Source organism: Mesorhizobium sp. Mes31 (assembly GCF_024519675.1).
Classification (GTDB): Bacteria; Pseudomonadota; Alphaproteobacteria; order Rhizobiales; family Rhizobiaceae; genus Mesorhizobium.
Genome location: NZ_JALJRL010000036.1, coordinates 1 through 21245, shown reverse-complemented (window position 1 = coordinate 21245; position 21245 = coordinate 1). Strand labels below are relative to the sequence as shown.

Below are 21245 nucleotides of genomic sequence, written 5' to 3'. Positions count from 1 at the left end.
GGAGTTCGTCATCGTAAAGGTCTTCATCAATCTCGATCCACCAAGCCTTCGGCCGGCCGTCGCTGCCGTCAGACCAGCGATAGCCCCTCGCCTTCAGGTGATCCTTCATGTCGAACGGCGCGTTCTCGGCAAAAATGCGCATTCGGCAACGGGCGCTTGATTGCAGCAGCTCGGCAAAGGGAAGCGCAGCACCCTCCCCCGCCGGTCGCGCCAACACTTCAAGCAGCGCATGGCAATCGTCGGTGGCGCGGTGCCCTTCGTGGAACAGTCCGGACTGCCCAACGAGATAGCCGAGCTTGTTGCCCTCAAAGCCCAGGTCGGCCCAGCGGATCTCAGTCACCGAGCAGGCCCAGGCTTTAGGGATAAAGGACGGCGAAAGTTTTTCGCAAAACGGTCGATCGAAGCCGGCGTTGTGGGCAATGATAAGGTCGGCGGGCTCGATCAGCGCCTCGAGAGCGGCAATATCGATTTCCTGGCCGGCGACCATCTCATCGGTGATGCCGGTCAGGCGGGTAATCTCTGGCGGAATGGGTGATGCGGGCTGACGCAGGCCACTGTAGACGCCGACCACGTCCCCGATCCTGCCGCCCTCCTCATATGTGAAGGTGAAGGCGACGGCGCCGATTTCGATGACCTCGTCCCTTGCGTGGTAGAGGCCCGTCGTCTCGGTATCGACCAGAACTGCAATTTGAGGATAGCGACTTTCGCTCCGCGCTACGATGGGACGCGGAACCAGCTTGCGCAGGAGCCGATAGTCACCGCTGGCTTCCAGTCGCCGGGCCGCCTCCTCCGCGTTCCAGCTCGCAGAAACCGGACCGCGTGTAACAGGCCGCTTCTTTGGCTTCGGGCGCGGAACTTCCCGATAGCCGGGCGCCGCGTCGAACAGGTCAAACTGGGCGGCTGCCGTCTTCATGCTGTCAGCCTCTTCCAATCCGTCGTCCGGCTTTACCGTTCGAGGCTGATTTTCAGCCGCGCTCCGGTAGCCGCCGCATAGCGTTGCAGCGCCTTTATCGACGGACTGACCTGACCACCTTCCATCTTGGCGACATACGACTGCGACGTATGCATCTTCTGCGCGACGTCGGTCTGCGTCATATCAGCCTCGCTGCGTGCCCGGATCAGCGCCTCGGCGAGCGAGAATTCCTCGGCGAGCGCATCATATTCGGCGCGCACGTCGGGCCGCTTGAGCAAATCCTTTTTCAGGTCATTCAGTTTCATCATCGAACGTCCTCCGCCCGCTTCAAAGCGAGCTCAATTTCCCGGCGAGGCGTCTTTTGAGTCTTTTTGGAAAACACCCTGACCACGACCACACGCCTCGGCCTGGCGACGACATAAAGGGCGCGGGATATGCCGTCCTTGCCCTTCATCCTGATTTCCCATAACGCGCCTTCCAGATGCTTCACATGTGGCTCGCGAACCCGCTCCAGTCCTAAGGACTGGATGAGGTCACCGATCCGCAGAAAGCGGGCGATCTGATCGGCCGGCAACGCCTCAAGCTCTACCCGCACCGCGTCATTGAGGATTTCAATCGTCCATTCCATCGATATATCAAATCTGACATAATTTTACAAGCTCATCGCCCACCATTCCCTTAGTCTTTCCCGTGACCTGCATCCACTCCGGCCTTCTCGACCTAACCGTTCAGCGTCCGTCCCCTGCGGCCGATTGCGATCGAGAACGAAATAACCGCAGCCGGTGGGAGGGATGACCGAGCTTTCCGGTGACGATTCACATTGTGTGTGCATTGTCATACACTGGACGCCGGAAAATATCCTCCGAGAGAATCTTCAGATGACAGTCCCGCTCCGGCAATGATGAACCAGCTTGGAATCCCATCTGACGCCGACGCCGGCGACCTGCCCGACATTGTCGATGTCGTCATGGCAATGAGCGGCGCTACGATGGAGGATCCACAGGAAGGCCAGGATAACGCCCCCTCCCCTCCCCTTCCGGCCACTTCGGAATCCCGCCTCCCGGCACATCTTGAACAGCTCGCGGACCGCGCCCGCGATTATGTCGAGGCGGCGAGCTCGGCCAACACACGGCGCGCCTATGCCTCCGACTGGAAGCACTTTTCCAGTTGGTGTCGCCGTCAGGGTTTTGCCACGTTGCCGCCCGATCCGCAGACTGTGGGTCTTTACATCACCGCGCTCGCATCCGGCACGGCCACAGGGGAGAAAAAGTCCGTGTCGACGATCGAGCGCCGTCTCTCCTCGTTGACGTGGAACTATGCCCAGCGTGGCCAGCCACTCGATCGCAAGGACAGGCATATCGCCACAGTGATGGCTGGCATTCGCAACAAGCACGCCTCCCCTCCCCGGCAGAAAGAAGCGGTGCTGCCCGAAGATCTGATCGCCATGCTGGAAACGCTCGACCGCGGAACCTTACGAGGCTTGCGCGATCGTGCCATGCTTCTGCTCGGCTTTGCCGGCGGCCTGCGTCGTTCCGAGATCGTCGGGCTGGATGTCGGGCGCGACCAGACGCAGGACGGGCGCGGTTGGGTCGAGATCCTCGACAAGGGCCTATTGGTGACCCTGCGCGGCAAGACTGGCTGGCGCGAGGTCGAGGTTGGACGCGGCTCGTCCGACGCCACCTGCCCGATCGTTGCGCTCGAGACTTGGTTGAAGTTCGCTCGCATCGCCCACGGCCCCCTCTTCCGCCGCGTCACCGGCCAGGGCAAAGTGGTCGGCCCCGATCGGCTCAACGACAAGGAGGTCGCCCGCCTCGTCAAACGCACCACGCTTGCCGCCGGCGTGCGCGGGAACCTGTCAGAGGGCGAACGGGCACAAATATTCTCCGGCCACTCACTCAGAGCTGGCCTGGCCTCTTCCGCTGAGGCCGATGAACGTTATGTGCAAAAGCAGCTCGGTCACGCCTCAGCCGAAATGACCCGCAAATACCAGCGGCGCCGTGACCGCTTCCGCGTCAATCTCACCAAGGCGTCGGGGCTATAGCGCGAAGCTGTCGTTCCGCCGCCATTCTTCCCGGTCTGTTGACGTCTCTATCGTTACATAACAGGCAGTAGAAGGACGGGTATGCAAGCGCATTGTCCGCGGGTACGCTAGTACGTCTCCTTAGATCGAAATAGACGGCCAAAAGCACATTCTGGCCGCACTCTGGAAGGCTACCGCCAGAAGTGGCTCGGCTTCTACTCGAGTCAAGAGACGCTCACGATCGACCCTGTACCCTTATCTTCTTCATTTGGAATTTTGGACAATCCGCGACGCGGAAGTGACCCGCATGGCTTCTAACACGCAAAGTCGAATTTTCTGTCGACCAAGAGGCCGCCCAATCGGCTATGTGCGCATCACGACGCTGCGGGCCGGTACATCCCGTCCGCCTCGCCCTGCCAGACCTCTTGCATGACGTCGACGCCGCCGACGCCGTTGCGAGACGATCTAACCGAGGGCGGAGGCGGAATGGCGCATGTTGGCTACGCCCGGCGACCCCCTTTTTTTGGGGGGCGGCAACATTGACTGCAATTGATCAGGAGTGGTCAAAGTTCTCAACTGAGAACCATCGGTCATGATATCAGCAACCGTTTATTTTTGTTAGGGTTTCGTTAACCCTTTAATCGTTGACGGCGCGTAAGACTCATTGCATCCTAACGCTTAACTCACAAAAAAACCGATTTGAGCGTTTTTAATGCCTGATACCAACATTCTGGAAATCCAGCCGGAGCCGATCCAGAAGTCGCTGACACGCCTTATCGAAGGCGACGCGGATATTTTGTCGGCTCAGTTGCAGCAGCTACGGGCTCGGGCTTTCCCTCCGACAGCTCAGAAAGAACTCCGGCGCTTCATGGCCGGAGAAGCTGCCAACCTAATTGGCATTTCAGACGCCTATCTGAGAACATTGGTTCTCGACGGCGTTATTCCTGAAGCTGAAAAGAACGCGGCTGGACGGCGACTCTATTCGCTTGAACAAATTCACGCGATTCGCGATCACTTGGGCAAGAGCAAAAAAAGCTACCTGCGTCGGAGAGAAACTGCCCAGCATCTTCAGGTGCTGGCAGTCACCAATTTCAAGGGTGGCTCCGGAAAGACGACAACCAGTGCCCATCTGGCTCAGTACCTCGCCTTGCGCGGATATCGGGTCCTTGCCGTCGACCTCGATCCCCAGGCCTCATTGTCTGCGCTCTTCGGTATCCAGCCTGAATTCGATCTGGATGCGAACGACACGATCTACGGGGCCATCCGATACGACCTGCAGCGGCCGCTCAAAGACATTATCCAGAAAACGTATTTCACGGGTCTCGACATCGTCCCTGGAAATCTCGAGCTGCAGGAATTCGAGCATGAGACACCGCGGGCACTGACTGACAAATCCAGTTCGCGAGCTGCAGATCGCATGTTCTTCACTCGGGTAGCTTCTGCCCTCAAATCGGTGGAGGACGATTACGACATCGTTGTCCTCGATTGCCCGCCGTCGCTCGGATATCTGACGCTTTCAGCGCTGTGCGCGGCAACATCGGTTTTGGTTACGGTCCATCCGCAGATGCTGGATGTCGCATCGATGTCCCAGTTCCTGCACATGACGGCAGGCTTGTTCGACGTCGTCGAACGGGCGGGAGGCAATGCAAGCTATGATTTCTTCCGTTATGTGTTGACGCGGTACGAGCCAAACGATGGCTCTCAGTCCCAAATTGCCGGTCTTCTCAAAGGCCTTTTCGGTGACCGTGTGCTGACACACGCGATGGTTAAGTCGGCGGCAATTTCAGATGCCGGGATCACCAAGCAGACGCTCTACGAAGTCGGGCGGGAGAACTTCCATCGGCAGACATACGATCGCGCCATGGAGGCATTGGATGCCATGAACGGCGAGATTGACGACTTGGTAAAACAAGCTTGGGGCCGAAAATGATCAAGCGCAGGGATGCCCTGAAGGATTTTCTGACACCTATCACGTCGACTCAGTTCTCAGCTGAGAACCCTCCGCGGCCACGGCATACCCCATCGGGGGCGCTGCAGAGCATGAATGATGCCCTAACAGGTATTTCGCACGAAGCCGATGAACTCAGGAAAACGCTGACGAACGGGCTAACGATCGTTGAAATCGAACCCCTCGATATCGACGCCTCGTTCGTCAAGGATCGACTCGACGACTTCGAAGGCGAGGATTTCGCGAACCTGTTGGAAAGCATCCGGGAAAATGGGCAAGCCGTTCCGGTCTTGGTTCGGCCGCATCCCGATCAGGAGGGCCGCTATCAGCTCGCGTACGGGCATCGACGTGTCGAAGCCATCAAGCAACTGGGTTTGAAGGCTAGGGCGTTCATCCGGAATCTGACAGACGACGAGCTCATTATCGCTCAAGGTAACGAGAACCTTGAGCGCAAGGATCTCACGTTTATCGAGAAAGCCTTCTTCGCACTACGCCTCGAAGAACGAGGTGTGAAACGCTCGGTCATCATGGCGACATTCGGCACGAGATCGAAGGGTGTTTTGTCGGAGATGATCGCTCTTGTACGCAAGCTGCCTGATGAACTGGTTATGGCCATCGGCTCCGCGCCTGGCATCGGACGACCGCGATGGGACGCAATGGCCGCCATGCTCGACGACGGGAAGGGGGACTGGAAACCGCTTATCCAGATGACCGACTTCCAGAAACTGTCGAGCGCCGAACGATTTGAGCGAGTGATCAGGGAACTTCGATCCAAGCCCACCAAGAAGGAGAGAGGAACCGAAGGCCGCCCATCCTGGGCTCCGGCCGACAAATCAGTTAGCGTCATCGCAAAATCAGGCCCAAAAGGCGTTTCGCTCGAGATTACGAAGACCGACGCGAAGCCTTTTGCAGACTGGATCACTGGCAATCTGGACGGCCTCTATGAGGCGTTCAGGAAGTCGAAACAGGAGAATTGACACAGCAAAAGAAAAAGGCCCCCGAACGGCGAACCGCGGAAGCCCTTCTCTGAACTAAGCACTCCGAGAATCACATTTCCGCGAATCACTGTCAAGAGTCATTAGCGTCGATTCGGCGAGCAGGTTTCTTTTGCCCAATGAGAGGGTGAAGGAAGGACATGGAAACGGGCATTGCAACGACGCCTTTTGGGCGGCGGCCGATGTCGCTTGCCTTACTGGCAGCGCAAAACGATTCACAGGAAATCCCTGACGGCAAGGCCGTCGACAAGTGGCAGGCCTACCGGGATCTGTGCGAAGGAAAATCTGTCATCGGCATCGGCGACCGCGCTCTCGCGGTTCTCGCGGCCTTGCTGTCGTTCTATCCAGACGACGAACTGAGCGAGGAAAACGGCCTGGTCGTATTCCCGTCCAACAGGCAGTTGATCCTGCGCGCCCACGGGATGTCGGAACCAACCCTGCGGCGCCACCTGGCGGCTTTGGTCGCGAACGGCCTGGTCATCCGGCGGGACAGCCCCAACGGCAAGCGTTACGCCCGTAAGGGCAGGGGAGGGGCCTTCGAGGAAGCCTTTGGTTTCTCCCTGGCACCCATGCTGGCGCGCGCCGGCGAGTTCTCAGAGGCTGCTGAACGGGTCCGTGCCGGCAATCGCGCGCAGAAGCTCATGCGGGAACGCATCACACTGCATCGCAGAGACATCAGCAAGCTGATCGAGGCGGCCGTCGAGGAAGACGTTCCGGGCGACTGGGGCGGTCTCTGGAGGCGTTTTCGAACCATCGTGGACGCGATCCCGCGCCGCGCGGCCATTGCCGACATGGAAACGATCGTGGGCGATCTGGCTGCGATCCGTGAGGAAGTGGATATCCTTCTGAATTCTCACATGAATGTCGAAGATTCAATCGGCAATGACGATCGAAATGAGCGGCAGTATTCTGATTCAAATACCGACTCCCTTATTGAATTTGAACCTGCTTTGGAAAAAAGCGGGGTGACGGCCGAGCCCAGACGAGAACCGCAGGAGCCGCCGAAGGGCTATCCATTGGGATTTGTGCTGAAGGCCTGCCCGGAAATCATCGACTACGCGGTCGACGGGATCACCAGTTGGCGAGATCTAATGGCGGTGGCCGCCCAGGTGAGGGGATATCTTGGCGTCTCGCCGTCGGCGTACGAAGACGCCTGCCATGTCATGGGGCCGGAAAACGCGGCGATTGTCGTTGCCTGTATCCTGCAGCGTGCTCAGCACATCAATTCGGCTGGTGGATACCTGAGGGCGCTCACCGAGAAGGCGAGGGCAGGGGAATTCACCGTCGGGCCCATGCTGATGGCGGCATTCAAGTCGAACGGCTCAACGGCAAGGATGGCGGGATGACCGGGTTCGACTGTGTGATCTGCTCGAGTGATATGGCGAAAGCCGTTCTCTCGACTTGCGCGGCTCCGGGAGCATTCTTGAAGGCAAGATTATCGGTCATTTCGGAGCCGCAGCAGGTGCGGCGCTTCAAAGACGAAATGATTGCCGAAACCGCCGCGATGCATCATCGTGGTGGGTGCACTGGAATGAACTGATGAACGAACAACCTCCTGGAAGACGCCTTGGGCGGGGTCTTGCCGCCCTGATCGGTGACGTGAGCAATCCAGCGCCCGAGCAGGCAAACCAACCGGCACCGGACCGCGCGGTTCCGATCGAACTCGTCTCGCCGAACCCGCGTAATCCGCGGCGAGGTTTCGATGAAGCAGACCTGATCGATCTGGCGCAGTCGATCCAGACGCATGGTGTTGTTCAGCCTGTCGTTGTTCGTTCGTCTCCGGATCAGTCGGGCCGTTACGAAATCATCGCCGGCGAACGACGCTGGCGTGCAGCCCAAAGAGCCGGGCTGTCGGAACTGCCCGTCATCGTTCGAGAGGTCGACAATCGCACGGCGTTGGAACTGGCGATCATAGAAAACGTCCAGCGTGCTGACCTCAATCCCGTCGAGGAGGCGCGAGGCTATCAGCAGCTTATGGATGAGCACGGCTACAGCCAGGCGGACCTCGGTCAGGTCATCGGTAAAAGCCGCAGTCACGTCGCCAACACCTTGCGGCTTCTGAAGTTGCCCGACGTGGTACACGACATGCTGGTCAGCGGGACGCTGTCTGCCGGTCACGCCCGCACTCTGGTCACCGCCGATAACCCGGCAGAGGTTGCGCGCCGCATCGTCGAGGACGGGCTGTCAGTGCGGCAGGCAGAAGCGCTCGCGCAGACGCCTGCCGCAGAGAGACCCTCGATCTCGCGATCCGCTCCCGCGGCGAAAGATGCGGATGTGCTCTTGCTGGAAAAGCAGCTTTCAGATGCAATTGGCATGAGAGTGACGATTGCGCTCAAAGGCAAGGTCAGAGAGTTGAAGCTCGTTTGCCGGTCACTCGAGCCGCTCGCTGAATTGCGTAGGCGTCTTACACAGGAATAGATGCTGACACACCTCCTGGAAGGAGTAATCGAAATTGCGCGCCGCAGCTTCCAGAGAGGGACCAGCTGGACGCAGATCAAATTCTGCGGCCCTGGACGCGACCAGTCTTTATTCGGCATGCCTCGGAAGAGGAGGCATCTCGCCCTCAATGGTGCGCCAGATCCAGGCGCCGATTTCCGGCTGTGACGTAATCAACTCGCCGAGAGCTTCTTCGTAAGCTCCGTCGGCCGAGGGTGGAACGACATAGAGCGCAACCGGCTGCGATGAACGCTGCAAAATTGCAGCCGCGGTCGGCTTTTCGGCCGACAAATTGTAGCGTAATCCCTTGACGCTGCGCTCATGTAGCTTGGCCAGTGCGTCGACCAACCTCTTCTCGTAAGCGGACTCGTAGGGCACCCAGTTTTCGGCAACGACCATCAGCGCCATGTCCTCCACGACCGCGAGACCGACGGGCGTCAGCCCGAACGTCGCTATCGCGATCAGGTGAGAAGCCTCGTCTGCTCCCCAAAGCGCCAGCTCGTTCTCGAAGCGGGCCTGTAGACGTCTATAGATACCTTCTTCCAACATGAGCGGAAAATCCGGCATATGCTTCACGATCAGCCGATGGCCGCTACGCGCCGGCGCAAAATCCTTCACCTCACCGACCAGGATCATCAGTTTGCGCGGGCCGCTCTTCGGAGGAATGGCGGGTGCAAGTGCTGCGGTACGACGCTGTTCGATCGCGCTCTTATCCGTCGCTCGGAACGGTTCTGGTATGAATAGTATTTCGCTGAGCGTTCCGCCCTTCACTGTCATCTGGCCGGCAGCCTCTGTCAGATGCCACCGAATATTCCACCAATGCCGCTTGCCCGACCAGCGTGATGTCCACGCCGTCAGCTCTGCCTGGTGCCAGAGATAATGCAGCAGGCTGCGCAACGAGAGCTTCTTCGCATCCCCGACGATGGTGTCGGTGACATTCGTTCCCGTATTCGGCGCCGCCCGTGTACCGATTTTCGTCAGGCTGAAGCTCACTTTCAACGCCGACATTCCGCTCTCCGGATCCACCTGTATCGCGCTTCCCGTCAGCACACCGAGGCCTGACAGTTCGTCCGGTGGTTCGTAGGATGGGCAGTTGGAATCGTGCCCACCACCTGAAAGCGGCATCCGCTTGACCAGGTACTGATCGCCAATTCGGGCGATGTACATTGGAAGCCCGCCTTCCTTGCACAGACAATGCGGCCGGATCCGTCTTCGGTAAGCATCGGCTAACGCGCTCTGCAAATTCGGCGCCGTGTCTTCGATCACCTCGTCAGCAAGTTTGAACCGTCGCATCGCCTCCGTCGCTCCGGACGCCATAAAGCTCCACCATTTATTGGTTCATGGTTTCGCCACTGATGCAACCCTCGGTATTTTCTGGGAGGCACCACGGTTTTACCGAAGGGCGGCCTGCGGCCGGCCCTTTTGGACTCGATCGATGGAGCGAGGGCGCAGCGCCGGCGCTCTCATGTTTCGCGCGGGCTGGCGCCGCTAGAGGGAGAGCGGAGGCCGGTAGCCGGCGGCGGGTGAAGGGCCGGGAGAGAGGCTCCCGGCACCCGTCGCGGAGAACGACTATGACCCAGATGGAAATTCAGTCGCCGATATGCGGAGCGTCGAACGGTTATAAGGTGGACGTCAGCAAGGGCCAGAGCATTGGCCGCGTGTCGTCGGAATGGTTCAACCGGCCGGCCGACGAGCGGTATCTGTCACTCACGGACCTGCATAATTCGGTGAAGCACCGATCCGAACGCAGCAAGACGCGCATCATCGAGAGCGAGGCCATCCGCGTGGAGGCGTCTCGTGACGATCCTGAGCGACTGACACTGATGCTACCCGATGCTCGCGCGCCGGTGATCCCGACCCACTGGAGTTTCGGCCAGCTCGCCAGCCTGGTCGGCGCGCCCGCCACCTATCTGCGTCAGCTTCCGGCGCCGCTCGCCGGGATAAACCTGCAGCACGGACTGCTCAACCATCGCGCCGAGCAAGTCAAAACACTCGAAATCGAGAACGGTCGCCTTGAGCTTCGAGCGGTTACGGGCCCGGACTACGGGAGGATATTCGACCATGAACTGATCGAGGCGGTGCAGAAAATCGCCGGCAATGGCACCGGCGATACGCGCTGGAAGGTACCCGGTTTGCTCGACTGGTCCACTCATATCTACAACCCGAATGTCGATATCTCGAAAGATACGACGACGCTCTACGCATCCGACCGCGACGTCTTTGTGTTCCTGGTCGACGATCTCAACCCCATTGAAGCCGGCCGGTTGCCGAATGGAGAACCTGATCTCTATTTCCGCGGATTTTATGCGTGGAACAGCGAGGTTGGATCGAAAACCCTTGGAATTGCAAGCTTTTACCTGCGCGCAGTGTGCCAAAATCGAAACATCTGGGGCGCCGAAGATTTCCAGGAAATCACCATCCGCCACTCGAAATATGCCGCTTCACGCTTTGCACTCGAAGCCGAACCGGCGCTGCTCCAGTTCGCGGAATCCTCACCCACGCCGTTCGTGAACGGCATCAAGGCCGCACGCGAACGCATTGTCGCGCGCGACGATGACGATCGAACCACATTTCTACGCAAGCGCGGCTTCTCGAAGGGTGAAACCACGAAGATCATCGACACGGTCCTCAATGAAGAAGGGCATCCGCCGGCGTCGATCTTCGACTTCGTTCAGGGGATCACTCGAATAGCCCGCGACAAAGAGCATCAAGATGTCCGGCTAGAGATGGAAGGCAAGGCCAAGAAGCTCCTCGACCTCGTTCACTGATCCATTCCGACGGATGATCTGCTGATCGCACGTCCGGTTTTCCCATGATCGCCCAATGCAAAGCGCCGCCCCCGCCCGGAGGGTGGCGCTTTTCGTCGTCGCCGGTCACTTGGGGGTAAACATATAGGTGCGAATGATCGAGATGAGGTGGATTCCTGCCTGACGGCTCCTAGGTGGCGAGGCCGGGATAGCAGCCGTTCAGGTGTCGAGCTTACTGCGGCGGCAACGCGCCCTAATTCCGGTCGTTTGACTGACACTTGAGACTCCCTGAAAGCCGACATTGCTCAGGAGCCCGACGACAATTTCAACGTGGCGTGAGTTCGCCGCAGTCCACCCATCGGTGGACCGATCCGGCTCTAGCTGTAACTTGAAGGCACCGACTTTCAGGCGGTGGAGCATTCACGACGATAGAGCTCCGTTGATGAAAGACTCGACGCCGCCAGCGGTGAGCAAGAAAACGCAATCAATATCTGCCAGTCCGGAAATCGAAATTGCGCTGTTGTAAGCTGAACCCCGGTTTGGCTCAGCGTCTTGCGGTTGAAATCGTGAAGCGATTCGACAGGACCAGCCCATACAGCGATAGCGTTCACTGGTTTTCGAGCGCCCGAACAGAACCGCACCGTCGTGCACGCTCTCATTGAGAGATATAGCTTCAGCATATCTGGCCGCAAAGTCTTCCCCAAAGGGAAAACCGATCGGCGCTGCAGGAGATCGCTTCATTGGGATGCAGTCTTCGGGTATGCCGGTGCCGGTGTAAAAAAGGATAAGCAACGGATAGCGAGAGAATCCGACTTTATATATGGCTTGAAATTTATTCGTCAGGTGCGGGGGTGTCTCTTCAGTGCGTACGTTCTTCACGAGGCTGTCCATTTCGACGGTAATTATCCTTACGGTGGTCGTGTGGGGTGCAAGCCTTCGGCTCTCGGGCTTACAAGTGACTTGGGATTACCTAAAGCCGTTTTCAATTACGCTCGCAATTGTCCTGGCCGTCCTGAAGTCTTTTGATCGCTGGGGATGGTCTTGGTGGCCAATTTTCTATTTTGTCCCCGTTCCAGATCTTCGCGGCAAATGGGAGGTCGAGCTACATTCGACCTATAAGGATCCTGCAGGCACACCCGCCACAAAAATCGAAGGTACGGCGGTGATCCGGCAAACCTTTTCAAGCCTGTCTATCCGCATAGTGACCTCGTCATCCAAATCGGTGCTTAAGGCTGAACGCATCAGCATACAACCTGATGGCGAGATCGAAATCTATGGCGTTTACCAAAGCGACCCGTCGATCCATCTTCGCGGCGACACCAGCGAGATCCACTACGGTGCCTTCCGTTATCACGTGATCGACCGCCCGCCAACGATCATGGAGGGAACCTATTGGACGGACCGCATCACCAAGGGGTCAATCAGGTTGGTCAAAATCAACAAATAGATCAGCGGGTGGGGATTGTCCTACGCGTTAAATGTGTACGCCTATCCTTGGTAGTGGTCCCAATAGAATTGGAGGGTCTTAAGGAAACGGGTGCAGTGGTCAGGGGGCCACGAAACCTCGGAATTATCGCGTAGAAGCGGATGAATGCCGTTGGCACACTTGAACATGCTCTGGTCAGCGTTCCCGAAGTATGACAGGCAACTCAGTACTGTTCGCTGAAACGATTGTCCGAAAAGCTGGTTGGGAACGTTGTAGAGTAGTCCCTCAATATAGTAGGACGGCGCCATTCCGTCCTCCAGAATTCCGAGCTGGATCATCTTGTTGCGGATGTTCTTGAATACACGCACAGTAGGCTTAAACCAACTGCTTGTCCCTTGGTGCTTGGTAGTGCAGTTATCCGAGTGCTGCTTAGGGAAATTGACGACCTTGGTGCCGTCCGTTTTCCAGAAAACGATGCCTCGCCAGTAGCCGGTACTCGTGGCATCGCGGTGCTCGTAGTATTGGCGGTACTCGGCAGCAGGCAGAACATCGGCATCGCGCCGGTTGCCGCTCCCCTGGATGAAGATGGCTTTCTTGCCGGGATGCACGGCCTGGCCGTACCGTTGGGTCAGCCACACGGTGACTTCCTTCCTGAAGTCCTGGTAGCTGTAGCTGGCCGCACTCGGAAACGCGGTGTGGAAGTTTCTCTGCTCGTAGTCGGCCAAGCTGTCGACGTCGTAGTAAAACACCGACGTGGTGCAAATCACGATGTCCACGTCACTATCGGACCAGATGTTGGTGTCGTTGCCGTAGGAGCCCTGGAGGAAAGTGTAGAAGGGCCGGTGAGAATACGGCGCGTTCTTGTCTTCAAGGGTGTTTTTGAGGGTCTGGTACGTCGCGGCGGACTGCTGGATAGAGCCTTGGGCGGACCATGTATGAAGCTGTGACTCGGGTATTGCCATTCCTAAACTCCCAGCACGGCGCGAATGTCCGCTTCTCTTTCCGCGAACGAGAGCGAGCCCTGCTGGCGGAGGATGTTGAGTTTGGTGAGGTCGTGCTCAAGAAGGTCGGTGGCCATCTCGGGTTTAGAGAACCGGTGGTTGACGCGCACCGTCTTGACATCATTGAAGAGGACCTTGCCCAGTTGCTCCATGGACTGGGTGTTCACTTCCAGGACCTTCTGAAGCAGCTTTACCGACGGAAGTTTGCCGATCCAGTAATCTTTGCTCGTGAACCGCTTTTTGGGCGCCGGGTAGACACCGCACCCGATGCTTAAAAGAGCAATATCCGACTTTTCGACCTTGAAGGCCTTGGTGGCGTCTGCGACGGCGTACAGGGCTGGATTGTTGGCACAGAATCCGCCGTCGCCAAGCTCGATGGTATTCCCGGCGGATGTCGTGACCATCTTGCGTTCGAAGAACGGATATGCGGAACAGGAAGCTTGGACGGCATCCTTGAGCTTACAACCAAACCCCGGCACGAATGTCGCCGTCCTCCCATGGGCTTGCCCGAGATCGGCCTTGAAGATCATTGGGGTGTCTGTCTGCCAGTTCGTGGCGACAATCCCGATGCCGGTTTTGATTGTCTCGAACCCGCCGTCCTTGAATATGGTTTCGGCCAGCTTTGCGAGCGCGGCGGTTTTCTCGGTTGCCGAGGACGCGCGCATGACCGTCGGGACATGCTCGCGGTAGAGTTCGTGGATTGTCTCGACCCTCTTACCGATGGAAAGAAGCGTTCCGATGATTGAACCGGTGCTGGTTCCGTAAATGAGATCGAAAACGTCACAAAGCGGCCTGTCGACAGCTGCCTCGACCTCGCGAAGCACGCCGAGCGTGTAGAAGCCTTTGGCGCCGCCGCCATCAAGGCTCAAAATCCGGAATGGCTTCTTGCTGGCCGGTTCGCTGGCCATTCAAAATCCCAAGCGCTTTTTTCCCCAGTAGAAATATAGCCGAAAGTGGATGAACACATGCAGCGGCTGTAAGATTATCCACTAGAAATAGAAGAACCCGGTATCTGGAGTTCGCCTATAGGATGCCACCAGACCCAAGGCCAACGGTGACACAGCGAGGCACCTTCAATTCCCTCGGTAAGGCAATTGCGGCAGACGCGTAAGTGGATGACAGGTAGATGGTAAAGCTGTCTGCAGTGAAGTGGGTTCCCGACTATCGGCTTATGGTCTCGGCCCTTCCAAAGCAGACATGCGTGGGTCTTTTGCCGTCCTCGCGTTGAATTTCATGAAATGCTTGCGGAAGGCGATGACTAGTCCATCATCCTTGGTGTCTTTGCACAGCGACAGAATTTCCGCACCCAGGCGCCAGCTGATCGTGTAGCGCGAGGGCCTGATTTCGGCCTTAGCCTTTTCGAGAAGCGCGATCGACTCCTGCGTAAGCGGCGCTGTGGTCCAGAACTCAAAATGCACGGAAAGATTCTTCCAGTCTGGATGCTCTTTGGCCGCTTTGAAAAAGATCGGCACGTTGTGCTGAAGCCATTTCTCCACCTCACTATGAGGCGTCTCCCCGTAGGGAGAATGGCCTTTACACTCGATAAAAGTTAGGGATATGTCGTCGCGCACCGCGATAACGTCGGCCTCTGCTTCTTTCCCCCCGACCTTATAGATCCTGTTCATGCGCACCTGGTGGGCGCCGGTTTTTCGGAAGACGTCAGCCGCCAGATACTCAAACAATGTGCCTCGGAGCTGGTTGGCGGCACCTTCGATCTTGCCGAATTTGCTGAATAGCGCATCGAACTCCGTCGGATCGATCGTCGATAGCATCGCTGCTTTGTTCAGCACCGCTGAAAGCTGCAGCAGCCCCGCCGCCACTTCTTCCCCGAAAAGGTTCGCCGGCGTCGCGGGTACGATGCCGTTCTCCTTGAGCATCTGAAAAGCATCGCCATGGAACTTTGCGGCCACGAATATCTGCAAGCACGGGCCGACATTGCGAAGGCTCCGCAAGGTTCGGCACTTGCTCACGAACGGGCGTGCGCCCGCGACTGTGACCGAATCTCCCAGGTGAACGTCGCACGCGACGAAACCCGGCTTACTCTTGCCATCCTTGCCGGCTTTTACCATCGCGCCCAGATAGCTGGGCGCGGTCAGATCCCACGCGAACGTTCCCACACGCGGCAATGTCTCTGAATCGCGTGTCGCCACCTTCCCATAGCTGACAATCCCGAGCTTTTTCAGCCAATCGCCAAGGGCCGTGAGAAGAAAACCCTCCGTTATAAGGCGGGTGCGGACCATGGGTGCCAGGGCTTCGTAAAAGCCATCCGCCTGCACGATCGCAATGCAATCGCCAACGCCCGGCAACGTTACCCGTTTGAGAAGTCCGGCCTCATTGAGCCGAGTGAAGATGGTTTCCGGTGACAAATGCCTCTGCTGTCTTACGGGTGCACCGCAAACGATCGGAAACAGTCGCTCCGGAATGGCGCCACCTCGCTGCCGGAGCGCGGCGATGGCATCACCGTAAGCCGACTTGGTCTGCATGAGCGCTTCGACTAGGTTCTCCCAATAGATAGGCGAACCAAATTGCCGCTCGAGATATACAAAACGGGCCTTGCGGGGGAAGGTGATGTAGCTGAGGCGCCGGACGTTACCGGCCAGTCTCGAGACGCGTTTACGCGCAGCGGCCTCGGAAATCCCGAGCGTTTTGACTAGGTGGCCTGCAACCTCGCTAGAAACGCGGGGGCCGTAACGTTCCAGGAATTTTTCAACCAGATCGCTCATGATCTTCGCGCTTGTCACACAGCGCTATTAATATCATGTGTACATGAGCAGGCGCTAGTTTTCGCGCGATCCGTATCTAGCGTTGAATTTACAGGATAATTCGACGATCGGACAAGCCCGAAATCAAGTCCATGTCACAGTGAGTCTGTCCGATAGGAAAGTTTCGGCCTCAAAGCCTGCCGGAATCGTTGCTCGTGCCCACAGCATCCGAGCAATGGGATAGTAGGAAGGCTACAGATCCACAAACGACCATCCCCTTTGGTCCGTAAGAGCTGCCCTCTCCTGCTGCGAGATATGGTCACGGTGTATCGCTATGCAGACCAGTTGGCGCGCTCTGGTAGTGGCCACGTATATCTTCTTCATGAAGGAAGCCCGGATCGATGCGTGGGTCGTCGCATGGGCCGGGTCGAACACAGGTCGCTCCAACGCCGGATTGATCAAGAAGGGCAGCATCTCCTTTACGTCGAAGAGAGTCCCGAACTTGGTTTCGAGGACGAGGGTGGCGTCGTGGGTTTCCCCTTTGACTCCATGGATGGTGGAAACCTCCATCGGGATGCCGCCCGGGCTCAGATACACGTTGCCGGGCAACACCGCTTCATCCAGCAATTCCGGAGCGTGGTCCGCGTAGGCCAGATATTCGGCAATGGCGACATTACCAATATCGATATTGCAGACATCGCAGAGCGTTTGCGCAATGTCTGCCCATTCGGCCGCCGTGAGTGTGGGGCGAAGCAGCAAGTCTGCCATCAGCGCATTGATCAGCGACGTCTTCTCCGAGACATCAAAGTAGCGCCTTAAATTCGCACGCGTGATCGGCACGGCGCCTCCAGATCGGCCGATGACAGTCTTACCGCCCAGGCGCAGGAGCTCCACCAAGCCTTGCCTCAGGTGCTGGTAGTGAGAGTGAGCCGGCCCATTTTTCAAATCCAAGGCGCCCCGAACGCATTCACAGAAAGTATCGGGAGTCCTCCCCTGGTTCGCCTGACTCCGATCGAATGCCTGCCAGTAAGATTGTATGCTGAGTGCTCCGCCTTCGGCACGCCCTCCGACTGCTTTCACGATCCTGCGCTCGGCTTCCGGGAGCCCGGCGAGTATCGCGCCGAACCGATCCAGCACGGCTCCGATCGTATCATTGCCATAGAGAATAAATGTACAGCCCGGAGCATTCGCGGATGCAGGGCGGGAGCCCGTCAAAGCAATCCGCCTTGTGCTGAGTCCGCAGAATTTGTCAGCTATGGTCGCGGTAAACCGGCCGCTGTCCGGGATGGGTGCGAGGTCTAAAGCCGCGTTGAACGTTTCGTTTGGCGGCTCGCCCGCCATGCCGTCGAAAATGGCCTGATCGGGATCGCCAATCTTCTGTAGCATGCACTCTGCAGCATCGCCAAACAGATGATTGATCAGTTCGTCCTGATACCTCTGCGTGTCCTGCATTTCATCGATCAGTACGAGCGGGAAGCGCTGTCGCAGGGCATCGATGATAGATGTATTGGCTGAGATCAGTTCTCTTGCGAGCGCGTACATCTCAGAGAAGAAAAAATAGCCATTCTCGAGAGCCTGATTTTTTGCCGTGACCATATTCTGGTAGGAGGGTGTATGGGTGCCTGGCGATCCCGGCACGTCGACGGATAGCTGGTCTTGAACCCATTTTAGGCGCAGTCCAAAAGTGCTGGCGTTCCTGTTGTCCAGATATGCGCGCGTGCCGACGGTCAGGCGGCGATGCATGTAGGCAGCCGCGGCGGAGTCATCGATTTGACGGATCGGGTATCCCTTGGAACGGCAGGCCGGCAGCGCGAGAAAAGTTTGTACGAAGTCCTGGATCGTCCCGATGAAGTGCGGGTAGCTCAGCAGCGATCTCGCCGCAGCATCCGTGCCGACACGTTTCAGAATCTCGGCCTTTGCCACATTCGTATGGGTCAGGACGCATAGCCCGCGATGGCGCAAGCGCCATTTGCGGGCGAGGAGGACCAGCTTCAAGCCGATGAGCGTCGTCTTACCCGCACCGGGGCAGGCATGGACATGGTGGTGCTCCCGAATAGCCGCACGTCTTGCCTCGTCAAGAGTCAGCGCTTCGTCCATCGAGGCGGCATTGACCTCCTCAAGCAGCGCGTCAATGTCGGCGTCGTCTATGGCAGGTATCGGCATCGGCAGGCCCCTATGCCGCTGCCGCAGGGGCTTCATGTCCCGTCACATAATCGATAGCCCGCACGATGTATGCGGGCAGCGCTGCCCGAAACTCAGCTCTTCGTGCAACGGTGTGTGCCTGGTCAGCTTGTCGTCTCGCGTTGGCCTGCTCGGGCGTCTCATTCTCGGGGGCGGGCGAGATCATCGGACCGAACTTTTCAGCCAGTACGCTTGATAGCCCGTAGGCCAGCTTCGTTTTCGCACCGGACTGCGTGGCGACATCTTTGTAGACGGCAACCGCCCGCAATTCCGGGTCAGCCGGCAGTTCATCATAGCCGTCGAGGTTGCCTTTCAGCGCCTGATACACTTCGGCTGCCAAACCGGCCCGCGCAAGCGCGTATTCAAAGGTCCAATGATCCGCTACCTCGACCCGCACATTCTGTCCGGCAAGTGATTTGCGGTTTGCAATCCAGTTCAATCGGCCTTGAGCGTTATCAGCGTAGTGGCTTTCCCAATATTGTTGGTTGCCGGCCTTCGTTTCCTGAAAGCCGTAAATGTTGCCTTCCGCGATGCGAGCAGGCTCGGGCCACAGATCAAGATCCCGCAGGCAAACCACGCGCGTGCCAAGCCACGCGGCGCTATTTGCAGGATCATCAATTCCCATCCTTTGGAAGATGCGGGCGAAGGGCGCAAAGGCGATGCTGCCGACGTTGACGACGGATACGCCGAAATCCTCGAATGGCATCCCGAGAAGGTCGGCAAATGTCGAAAGAAGGATGTTCTCACCATCGCCCTCGACGATCATGACGCCTTTGGCGAAGAAGAGGTTTGATTTTGTTACATCCAGAAATTTCTCGAGATGCACATAGTTCTGCGCATCCAGCCGTGTTTCATCTTTGCGGAGGGAAAAAGCCTTGCCTTCCGCCATGATGATTACGTTCTCAAGTGGCGCTTTCGACGCTAGGTTCGGGCTGTGGGTTGTAAGGATGCTCTGCAACGACGAATTCTGGCCGCCAAAACCCTCTCTGAGCGCCCGCAGAAATTTCATTTGAAGCTGCGGATGGAGATGCGCTTCCGGTTCCTCGACCAATAGAAGCGGAAAATCATGCTGTTCCTGCTCAAGAAGTAGGAGTTCTGTCGCCATGAACAGCAGGTTACTGTATCCGAGGCCCTGGTAGCGCTCCTGTGAATCGATGAGCAGTTGCAAGCGTTCCAGAATTGCGCGGAACATCTGTTTGCGCTCGGCCGCATCGAGTTGTTCGAGATCGGTTCCGCCCATGATGCTGATCAGCGGGCTTAAGGGTTTCGTGCGGAAATCCAGCCTGCGAAGCTGGTCTTCAATGCGTTCGCGGGTTGCGCTTACACCGTCATTCTCGATGATCGCCGCGTTAGCCGCCACGATCGTCGTCAGCAGATGTTCAATGACGGCAGCTTCGCCGAACCTTTCGGAGGAGCCGAGAATCTGCGCCAGACGCGATCCGCGACCACCCATGAGTTCGGCATCCGCATCGCGCAGGGGACGGAGATAGGTGGTCGCGAGAAAATCTCTCGCCTCTCGTTCCACTGATGGGCCATCTGCATTCGCGCCGGACCGCAGTTCAGTCCGGATCTGCCGGGCACCGCGTATGAGATGTGTTGTCTGGTCCGCCCGGTAGTTGAGATAGAGGACCGAGCGCCGATTGCCGGTGCCTGGGATCGTTTCGTGGGTCAGATGCTCAACGAATGCTGCCGCCTGCCGGGTGGTGATATCCTCGAACTTCAACTGGATGGAGAACGACGTGGTCCCGCGACTGAAATCGCGGTCCTGAACCCGTATCCACTCCCCGGAGTTCACGGAAAGCGCATAACGCAGGGCATCAACTAGCGCTGTCTTTCCGCTATTGTTCTCTCCGACGATCAAGTTGATCCCGGGATTTAGACGCAGCCTGAAATCCGTAAGGATGCGAAAATTTTTTATTGAAACGTCAGAAAGATACATTCCGATTCCCCCCGCCGATAGTAGTTCGAGAGGGCGGGACCTACAACGGCAGGTTTCGGGCGGTGTCGGAAGCGTCATTAACGGCGGCATTTGGAGTCGTCAGCCGAATGACCGCTTTATTGGATTCTTCGCCTCAACCGGACGGTCGGCAAGCGGCCCCTGTGCGGTAGTGCAGCCAATGCCGTTTCGCCGATTCAGCTGATATCGACGTTCACGGCGAAATCCCAGGTGCCGGCGCCATTCTTGGCCAGGCCGATCATCATCAGGCCGAGCGCCTCTAATGTCTGGGCCATGTGCAGGCCGCCGACATCGTACGGACGCAGCCCGAGACTTTCGAGGAAAGTCGAGACGCGCGCCTTCGCCTCCGCATCGTCTGCTGCGATGAACGCGTCGAGGCGTCCACCCTTGGCAAGTACGCGACCGAAGATCGTGTTGAACGCCTTCACGACATGAGCGCCGACCGGGAGACCCTTGGCGGTTTCCTGCGCACCAGAACTGCTATGGGGAGTGACAAGGCCCGAGAGGTCGGGGGCAACCGGGTTGGCAATGTCGATGATCACCTTGCCGTCGAGCGCTTCCCCAAAGTCGGTTACCACCGCCGCCGCACTGCTGTATGGCACGGCGAGGATGACGATATCACCCGCCGGCACGACGCCGTAGGTCCCTGTGGTCGCCCCGGCTGCAAGTTGGTCGGCCAGCGCCCGCGCCTTGGCGGGGTCGCGAGTGATCACCTCGACGGTATACCCGGCCTTGGCGATGCGGCCGACGATCGCCGTGGCCATGGTTCCTGCACCGATGATGCTGATAATGTTCATGTAGGTCTCCTGGAGAAGTAGTGGAATGCTGTTCGCGGGCTCTGCGGGATCAGCCGGCTGGGAAGTAGTGGCCGTTGTCCAGATCGGCGAGCAGGCCGGGCTGAGCGGGTTCCCAGCCGAGG

Annotated in this window: 19 protein-coding genes; 8 read left to right on the top strand and 11 right to left on the bottom strand. The window is 58.0% G+C overall.

Annotated features, from left to right (window positions below; translation table 11 throughout):
• The 3 genes from NR193_RS32460 to NR193_RS32450 form a co-directional block, all read right to left on the bottom strand.
• Nucleotides 1-913 (bottom strand): 3'-5' exonuclease (locus NR193_RS32460; RefSeq protein WP_256754740.1); only part of this gene is annotated, 913 nt, incomplete at its 3' end.
• Between the two features lie 32 nt (nt 914-945).
• Nucleotides 946-1221, bottom strand: coding sequence for a helix-turn-helix domain-containing protein (locus NR193_RS32455; protein ID WP_256754739.1), 276 nt, complete (start codon nt 1219-1221; stop codon nt 946-948).
• A complete protein-coding gene (locus tag NR193_RS32450) occupies nt 1218-1541 on the bottom strand; it encodes a type II toxin-antitoxin system RelE/ParE family toxin (protein ID WP_256754738.1) in 324 nt (107 codons plus the stop codon). The genes NR193_RS32455 and NR193_RS32450 overlap by 4 nt, the downstream gene beginning before the upstream one ends.
• Before the next feature lie 270 nt (nt 1542-1811).
• On the opposite strand from NR193_RS32450, the gene NR193_RS32445 reads away from it, so the two are divergent.
• From NR193_RS32445 to NR193_RS32420, 6 genes are all read left to right on the top strand, one after another.
• Complete coding sequence (locus NR193_RS32445) at nt 1812-2954, top strand: site-specific integrase (RefSeq protein ID WP_375162760.1); 1143 nt, start codon at nt 1812-1814, stop codon at nt 2952-2954.
• 691 nt (nt 2955-3645) lie between these two features.
• Nucleotides 3646-4863: a plasmid partitioning protein RepA gene (repA, locus tag NR193_RS32440; protein WP_256754736.1), complete on the top strand. Its 1218-nt coding sequence runs from the start codon at nt 3646-3648 to the stop codon at nt 4861-4863.
• The gene (repB, locus tag NR193_RS32435) at nt 4860-5858 is read left to right on the top strand and encodes a plasmid partitioning protein RepB (protein ID WP_256754735.1); all 999 of its coding nucleotides are present in this window, start codon (nt 4860-4862) and stop codon (nt 5856-5858) included. Before repA ends, repB begins: the two co-directional genes overlap by 4 nt.
• A gap of 158 nt (nt 5859-6016) precedes the next feature.
• Complete coding sequence (gene repC, locus NR193_RS32430; protein ID WP_256754734.1) at nt 6017-7222, top strand: plasmid replication protein RepC; 1206 nt, start codon at nt 6017-6019, stop codon at nt 7220-7222.
• A complete protein-coding gene (locus NR193_RS32425) occupies nt 7219-7416 on the top strand; it encodes a hypothetical protein (RefSeq protein WP_256754733.1) in 198 nt (65 codons plus the stop codon). The genes repC and NR193_RS32425 overlap by 4 nt, the downstream gene beginning before the upstream one ends.
• Nucleotides 7416-8294 (top strand): ParB/RepB/Spo0J family partition protein, encoded by an 879-nt coding sequence (locus NR193_RS32420; protein WP_256754732.1) that lies wholly within the window; start codon nt 7416-7418, stop codon nt 8292-8294. Before NR193_RS32425 ends, NR193_RS32420 begins: the two co-directional genes overlap by 1 nt.
• Before the next feature lie 108 nt (nt 8295-8402).
• Here NR193_RS32420 and NR193_RS32415 read toward each other — a convergent pair whose 3' ends face one another.
• On the bottom strand, nt 8403-9605 hold the full coding sequence (locus NR193_RS32415; protein ID WP_256754731.1) for a DUF1173 domain-containing protein: 1203 nt from the start codon (nt 9603-9605) through the stop codon (nt 8403-8405).
• Nucleotides 9606-9883: 278 nt separating this feature from the next.
• On the opposite strand from NR193_RS32415, the gene NR193_RS32410 reads away from it, so the two are divergent.
• Nucleotides 9884-11080 carry a DUF932 domain-containing protein gene (locus NR193_RS32410; RefSeq protein WP_256754730.1) on the top strand — a complete coding sequence of 399 codons (1197 nt, stop codon included), beginning with the start codon at nt 9884-9886 and terminating at the stop codon, nt 11078-11080.
• A gap of 399 nt (nt 11081-11479) precedes the next feature.
• On the opposite strand, the gene NR193_RS32405 is transcribed toward NR193_RS32410, so the two are convergent.
• Nucleotides 11480-11938: a hypothetical protein gene (locus NR193_RS32405; protein WP_256754729.1), complete on the bottom strand. Its 459-nt coding sequence runs from the start codon at nt 11936-11938 to the stop codon at nt 11480-11482.
• Here NR193_RS32405 and NR193_RS32400 point away from each other — a divergent pair.
• The gene (locus NR193_RS32400; RefSeq protein WP_256754728.1) at nt 11922-12506 is read left to right on the top strand and encodes a hypothetical protein; all 585 of its coding nucleotides are present in this window, start codon (nt 11922-11924) and stop codon (nt 12504-12506) included. The two genes, NR193_RS32405 and NR193_RS32400, sit on opposite strands and share 17 nt — an antisense overlap.
• Nucleotides 12507-12547: 41 nt before the next feature.
• Here the strand turns inward: NR193_RS32400 and NR193_RS32395 are convergent, their stop codons facing one another.
• The 6 genes from NR193_RS32395 to NR193_RS32370 all read right to left on the bottom strand — a co-directional run.
• A complete protein-coding gene (locus NR193_RS32395; protein ID WP_256754727.1) occupies nt 12548-13447 on the bottom strand; it encodes a nucleotidyltransferase in 900 nt (299 codons plus the stop codon).
• Nucleotides 13448-13449: 2 nt separating this feature from the next.
• Nucleotides 13450-14394 (bottom strand): patatin-like phospholipase family protein, encoded by a 945-nt coding sequence (locus tag NR193_RS32390; RefSeq protein ID WP_256754726.1) that lies wholly within the window; start codon nt 14392-14394, stop codon nt 13450-13452.
• 261 nt (nt 14395-14655) lie between these two features.
• A complete protein-coding gene (locus NR193_RS32385; protein ID WP_256754725.1) occupies nt 14656-16209 on the bottom strand; it encodes a hypothetical protein in 1554 nt (517 codons plus the stop codon).
• A gap of 231 nt (nt 16210-16440) precedes the next feature.
• Nucleotides 16441-18351 carry a UvrD-helicase domain-containing protein gene (locus NR193_RS32380; protein WP_256754724.1) on the bottom strand — a complete coding sequence of 637 codons (1911 nt, stop codon included), beginning with the start codon at nt 18349-18351 and terminating at the stop codon, nt 16441-16443.
• 10 nt (nt 18352-18361) lie between these two features.
• Entirely contained in the window at nt 18362-20308 is a 1947-nt protein-coding gene (locus NR193_RS32375) for an ATP-dependent endonuclease (protein ID WP_256754723.1), read from the bottom strand.
• Between the two features lie 194 nt (nt 20309-20502).
• Nucleotides 20503-21245: NADPH-dependent F420 reductase (locus tag NR193_RS32370; RefSeq protein ID WP_256754722.1), on the bottom strand; the 743-nt coding region annotated here is incomplete at its 5' end.

What these genes read in the sequence shown, in the direction of transcription:
- NR193_RS32445 (WP_375162760.1), top strand. Translation starts at nt 1,812, where the DNA reads ATGATGAACCAGCTTGGAATCCCATCTGACGCCGACGCCGGCGACCTG.
- NR193_RS32410 (WP_256754730.1), top strand. Translation starts at nt 9,884, where the DNA reads ATGACCCAGATGGAAATTCAGTCGCCGATATGCGGAGCGTCGAACGGT.
- NR193_RS32420 (WP_256754732.1), top strand. Translation starts at nt 7,416, where the DNA reads ATGAACGAACAACCTCCTGGAAGACGCCTTGGGCGGGGTCTTGCCGCC.
- NR193_RS32415 (WP_256754731.1), bottom strand. Translation starts at nt 9,605, where the DNA reads ATGCGACGGTTCAAACTTGCTGACGAGGTGATCGAAGACACGGCGCCG.
- NR193_RS32450 (WP_256754738.1), bottom strand. Translation starts at nt 1,541, where the DNA reads ATGGAATGGACGATTGAAATCCTCAATGACGCGGTGCGGGTAGAGCTT.
- NR193_RS32380 (WP_256754724.1), bottom strand. Translation starts at nt 18,351, where the DNA reads ATGCCGATACCTGCCATAGACGACGCCGACATTGACGCGCTGCTTGAG.
- repC (WP_256754734.1), top strand. Translation starts at nt 6,017, where the DNA reads ATGGAAACGGGCATTGCAACGACGCCTTTTGGGCGGCGGCCGATGTCG.
- repB (WP_256754735.1), top strand. Translation starts at nt 4,860, where the DNA reads ATGATCAAGCGCAGGGATGCCCTGAAGGATTTTCTGACACCTATCACG.
- NR193_RS32425 (WP_256754733.1), top strand. Translation starts at nt 7,219, where the DNA reads ATGACCGGGTTCGACTGTGTGATCTGCTCGAGTGATATGGCGAAAGCC.
- NR193_RS32455 (WP_256754739.1), bottom strand. Translation starts at nt 1,221, where the DNA reads ATGATGAAACTGAATGACCTGAAAAAGGATTTGCTCAAGCGGCCCGAC.
- NR193_RS32385 (WP_256754725.1), bottom strand. Translation starts at nt 16,209, where the DNA reads ATGAGCGATCTGGTTGAAAAATTCCTGGAACGTTACGGCCCCCGCGTT.
- NR193_RS32390 (WP_256754726.1), bottom strand. Translation starts at nt 14,394, where the DNA reads ATGGCCAGCGAACCGGCCAGCAAGAAGCCATTCCGGATTTTGAGCCTT.
- NR193_RS32375 (WP_256754723.1), bottom strand. Translation starts at nt 20,308, where the DNA reads ATGTATCTTTCTGACGTTTCAATAAAAAATTTTCGCATCCTTACGGAT.
- repA (WP_256754736.1), top strand. Translation starts at nt 3,646, where the DNA reads ATGCCTGATACCAACATTCTGGAAATCCAGCCGGAGCCGATCCAGAAG.
- NR193_RS32395 (WP_256754727.1), bottom strand. Translation starts at nt 13,447, where the DNA reads ATGGCAATACCCGAGTCACAGCTTCATACATGGTCCGCCCAAGGCTCT.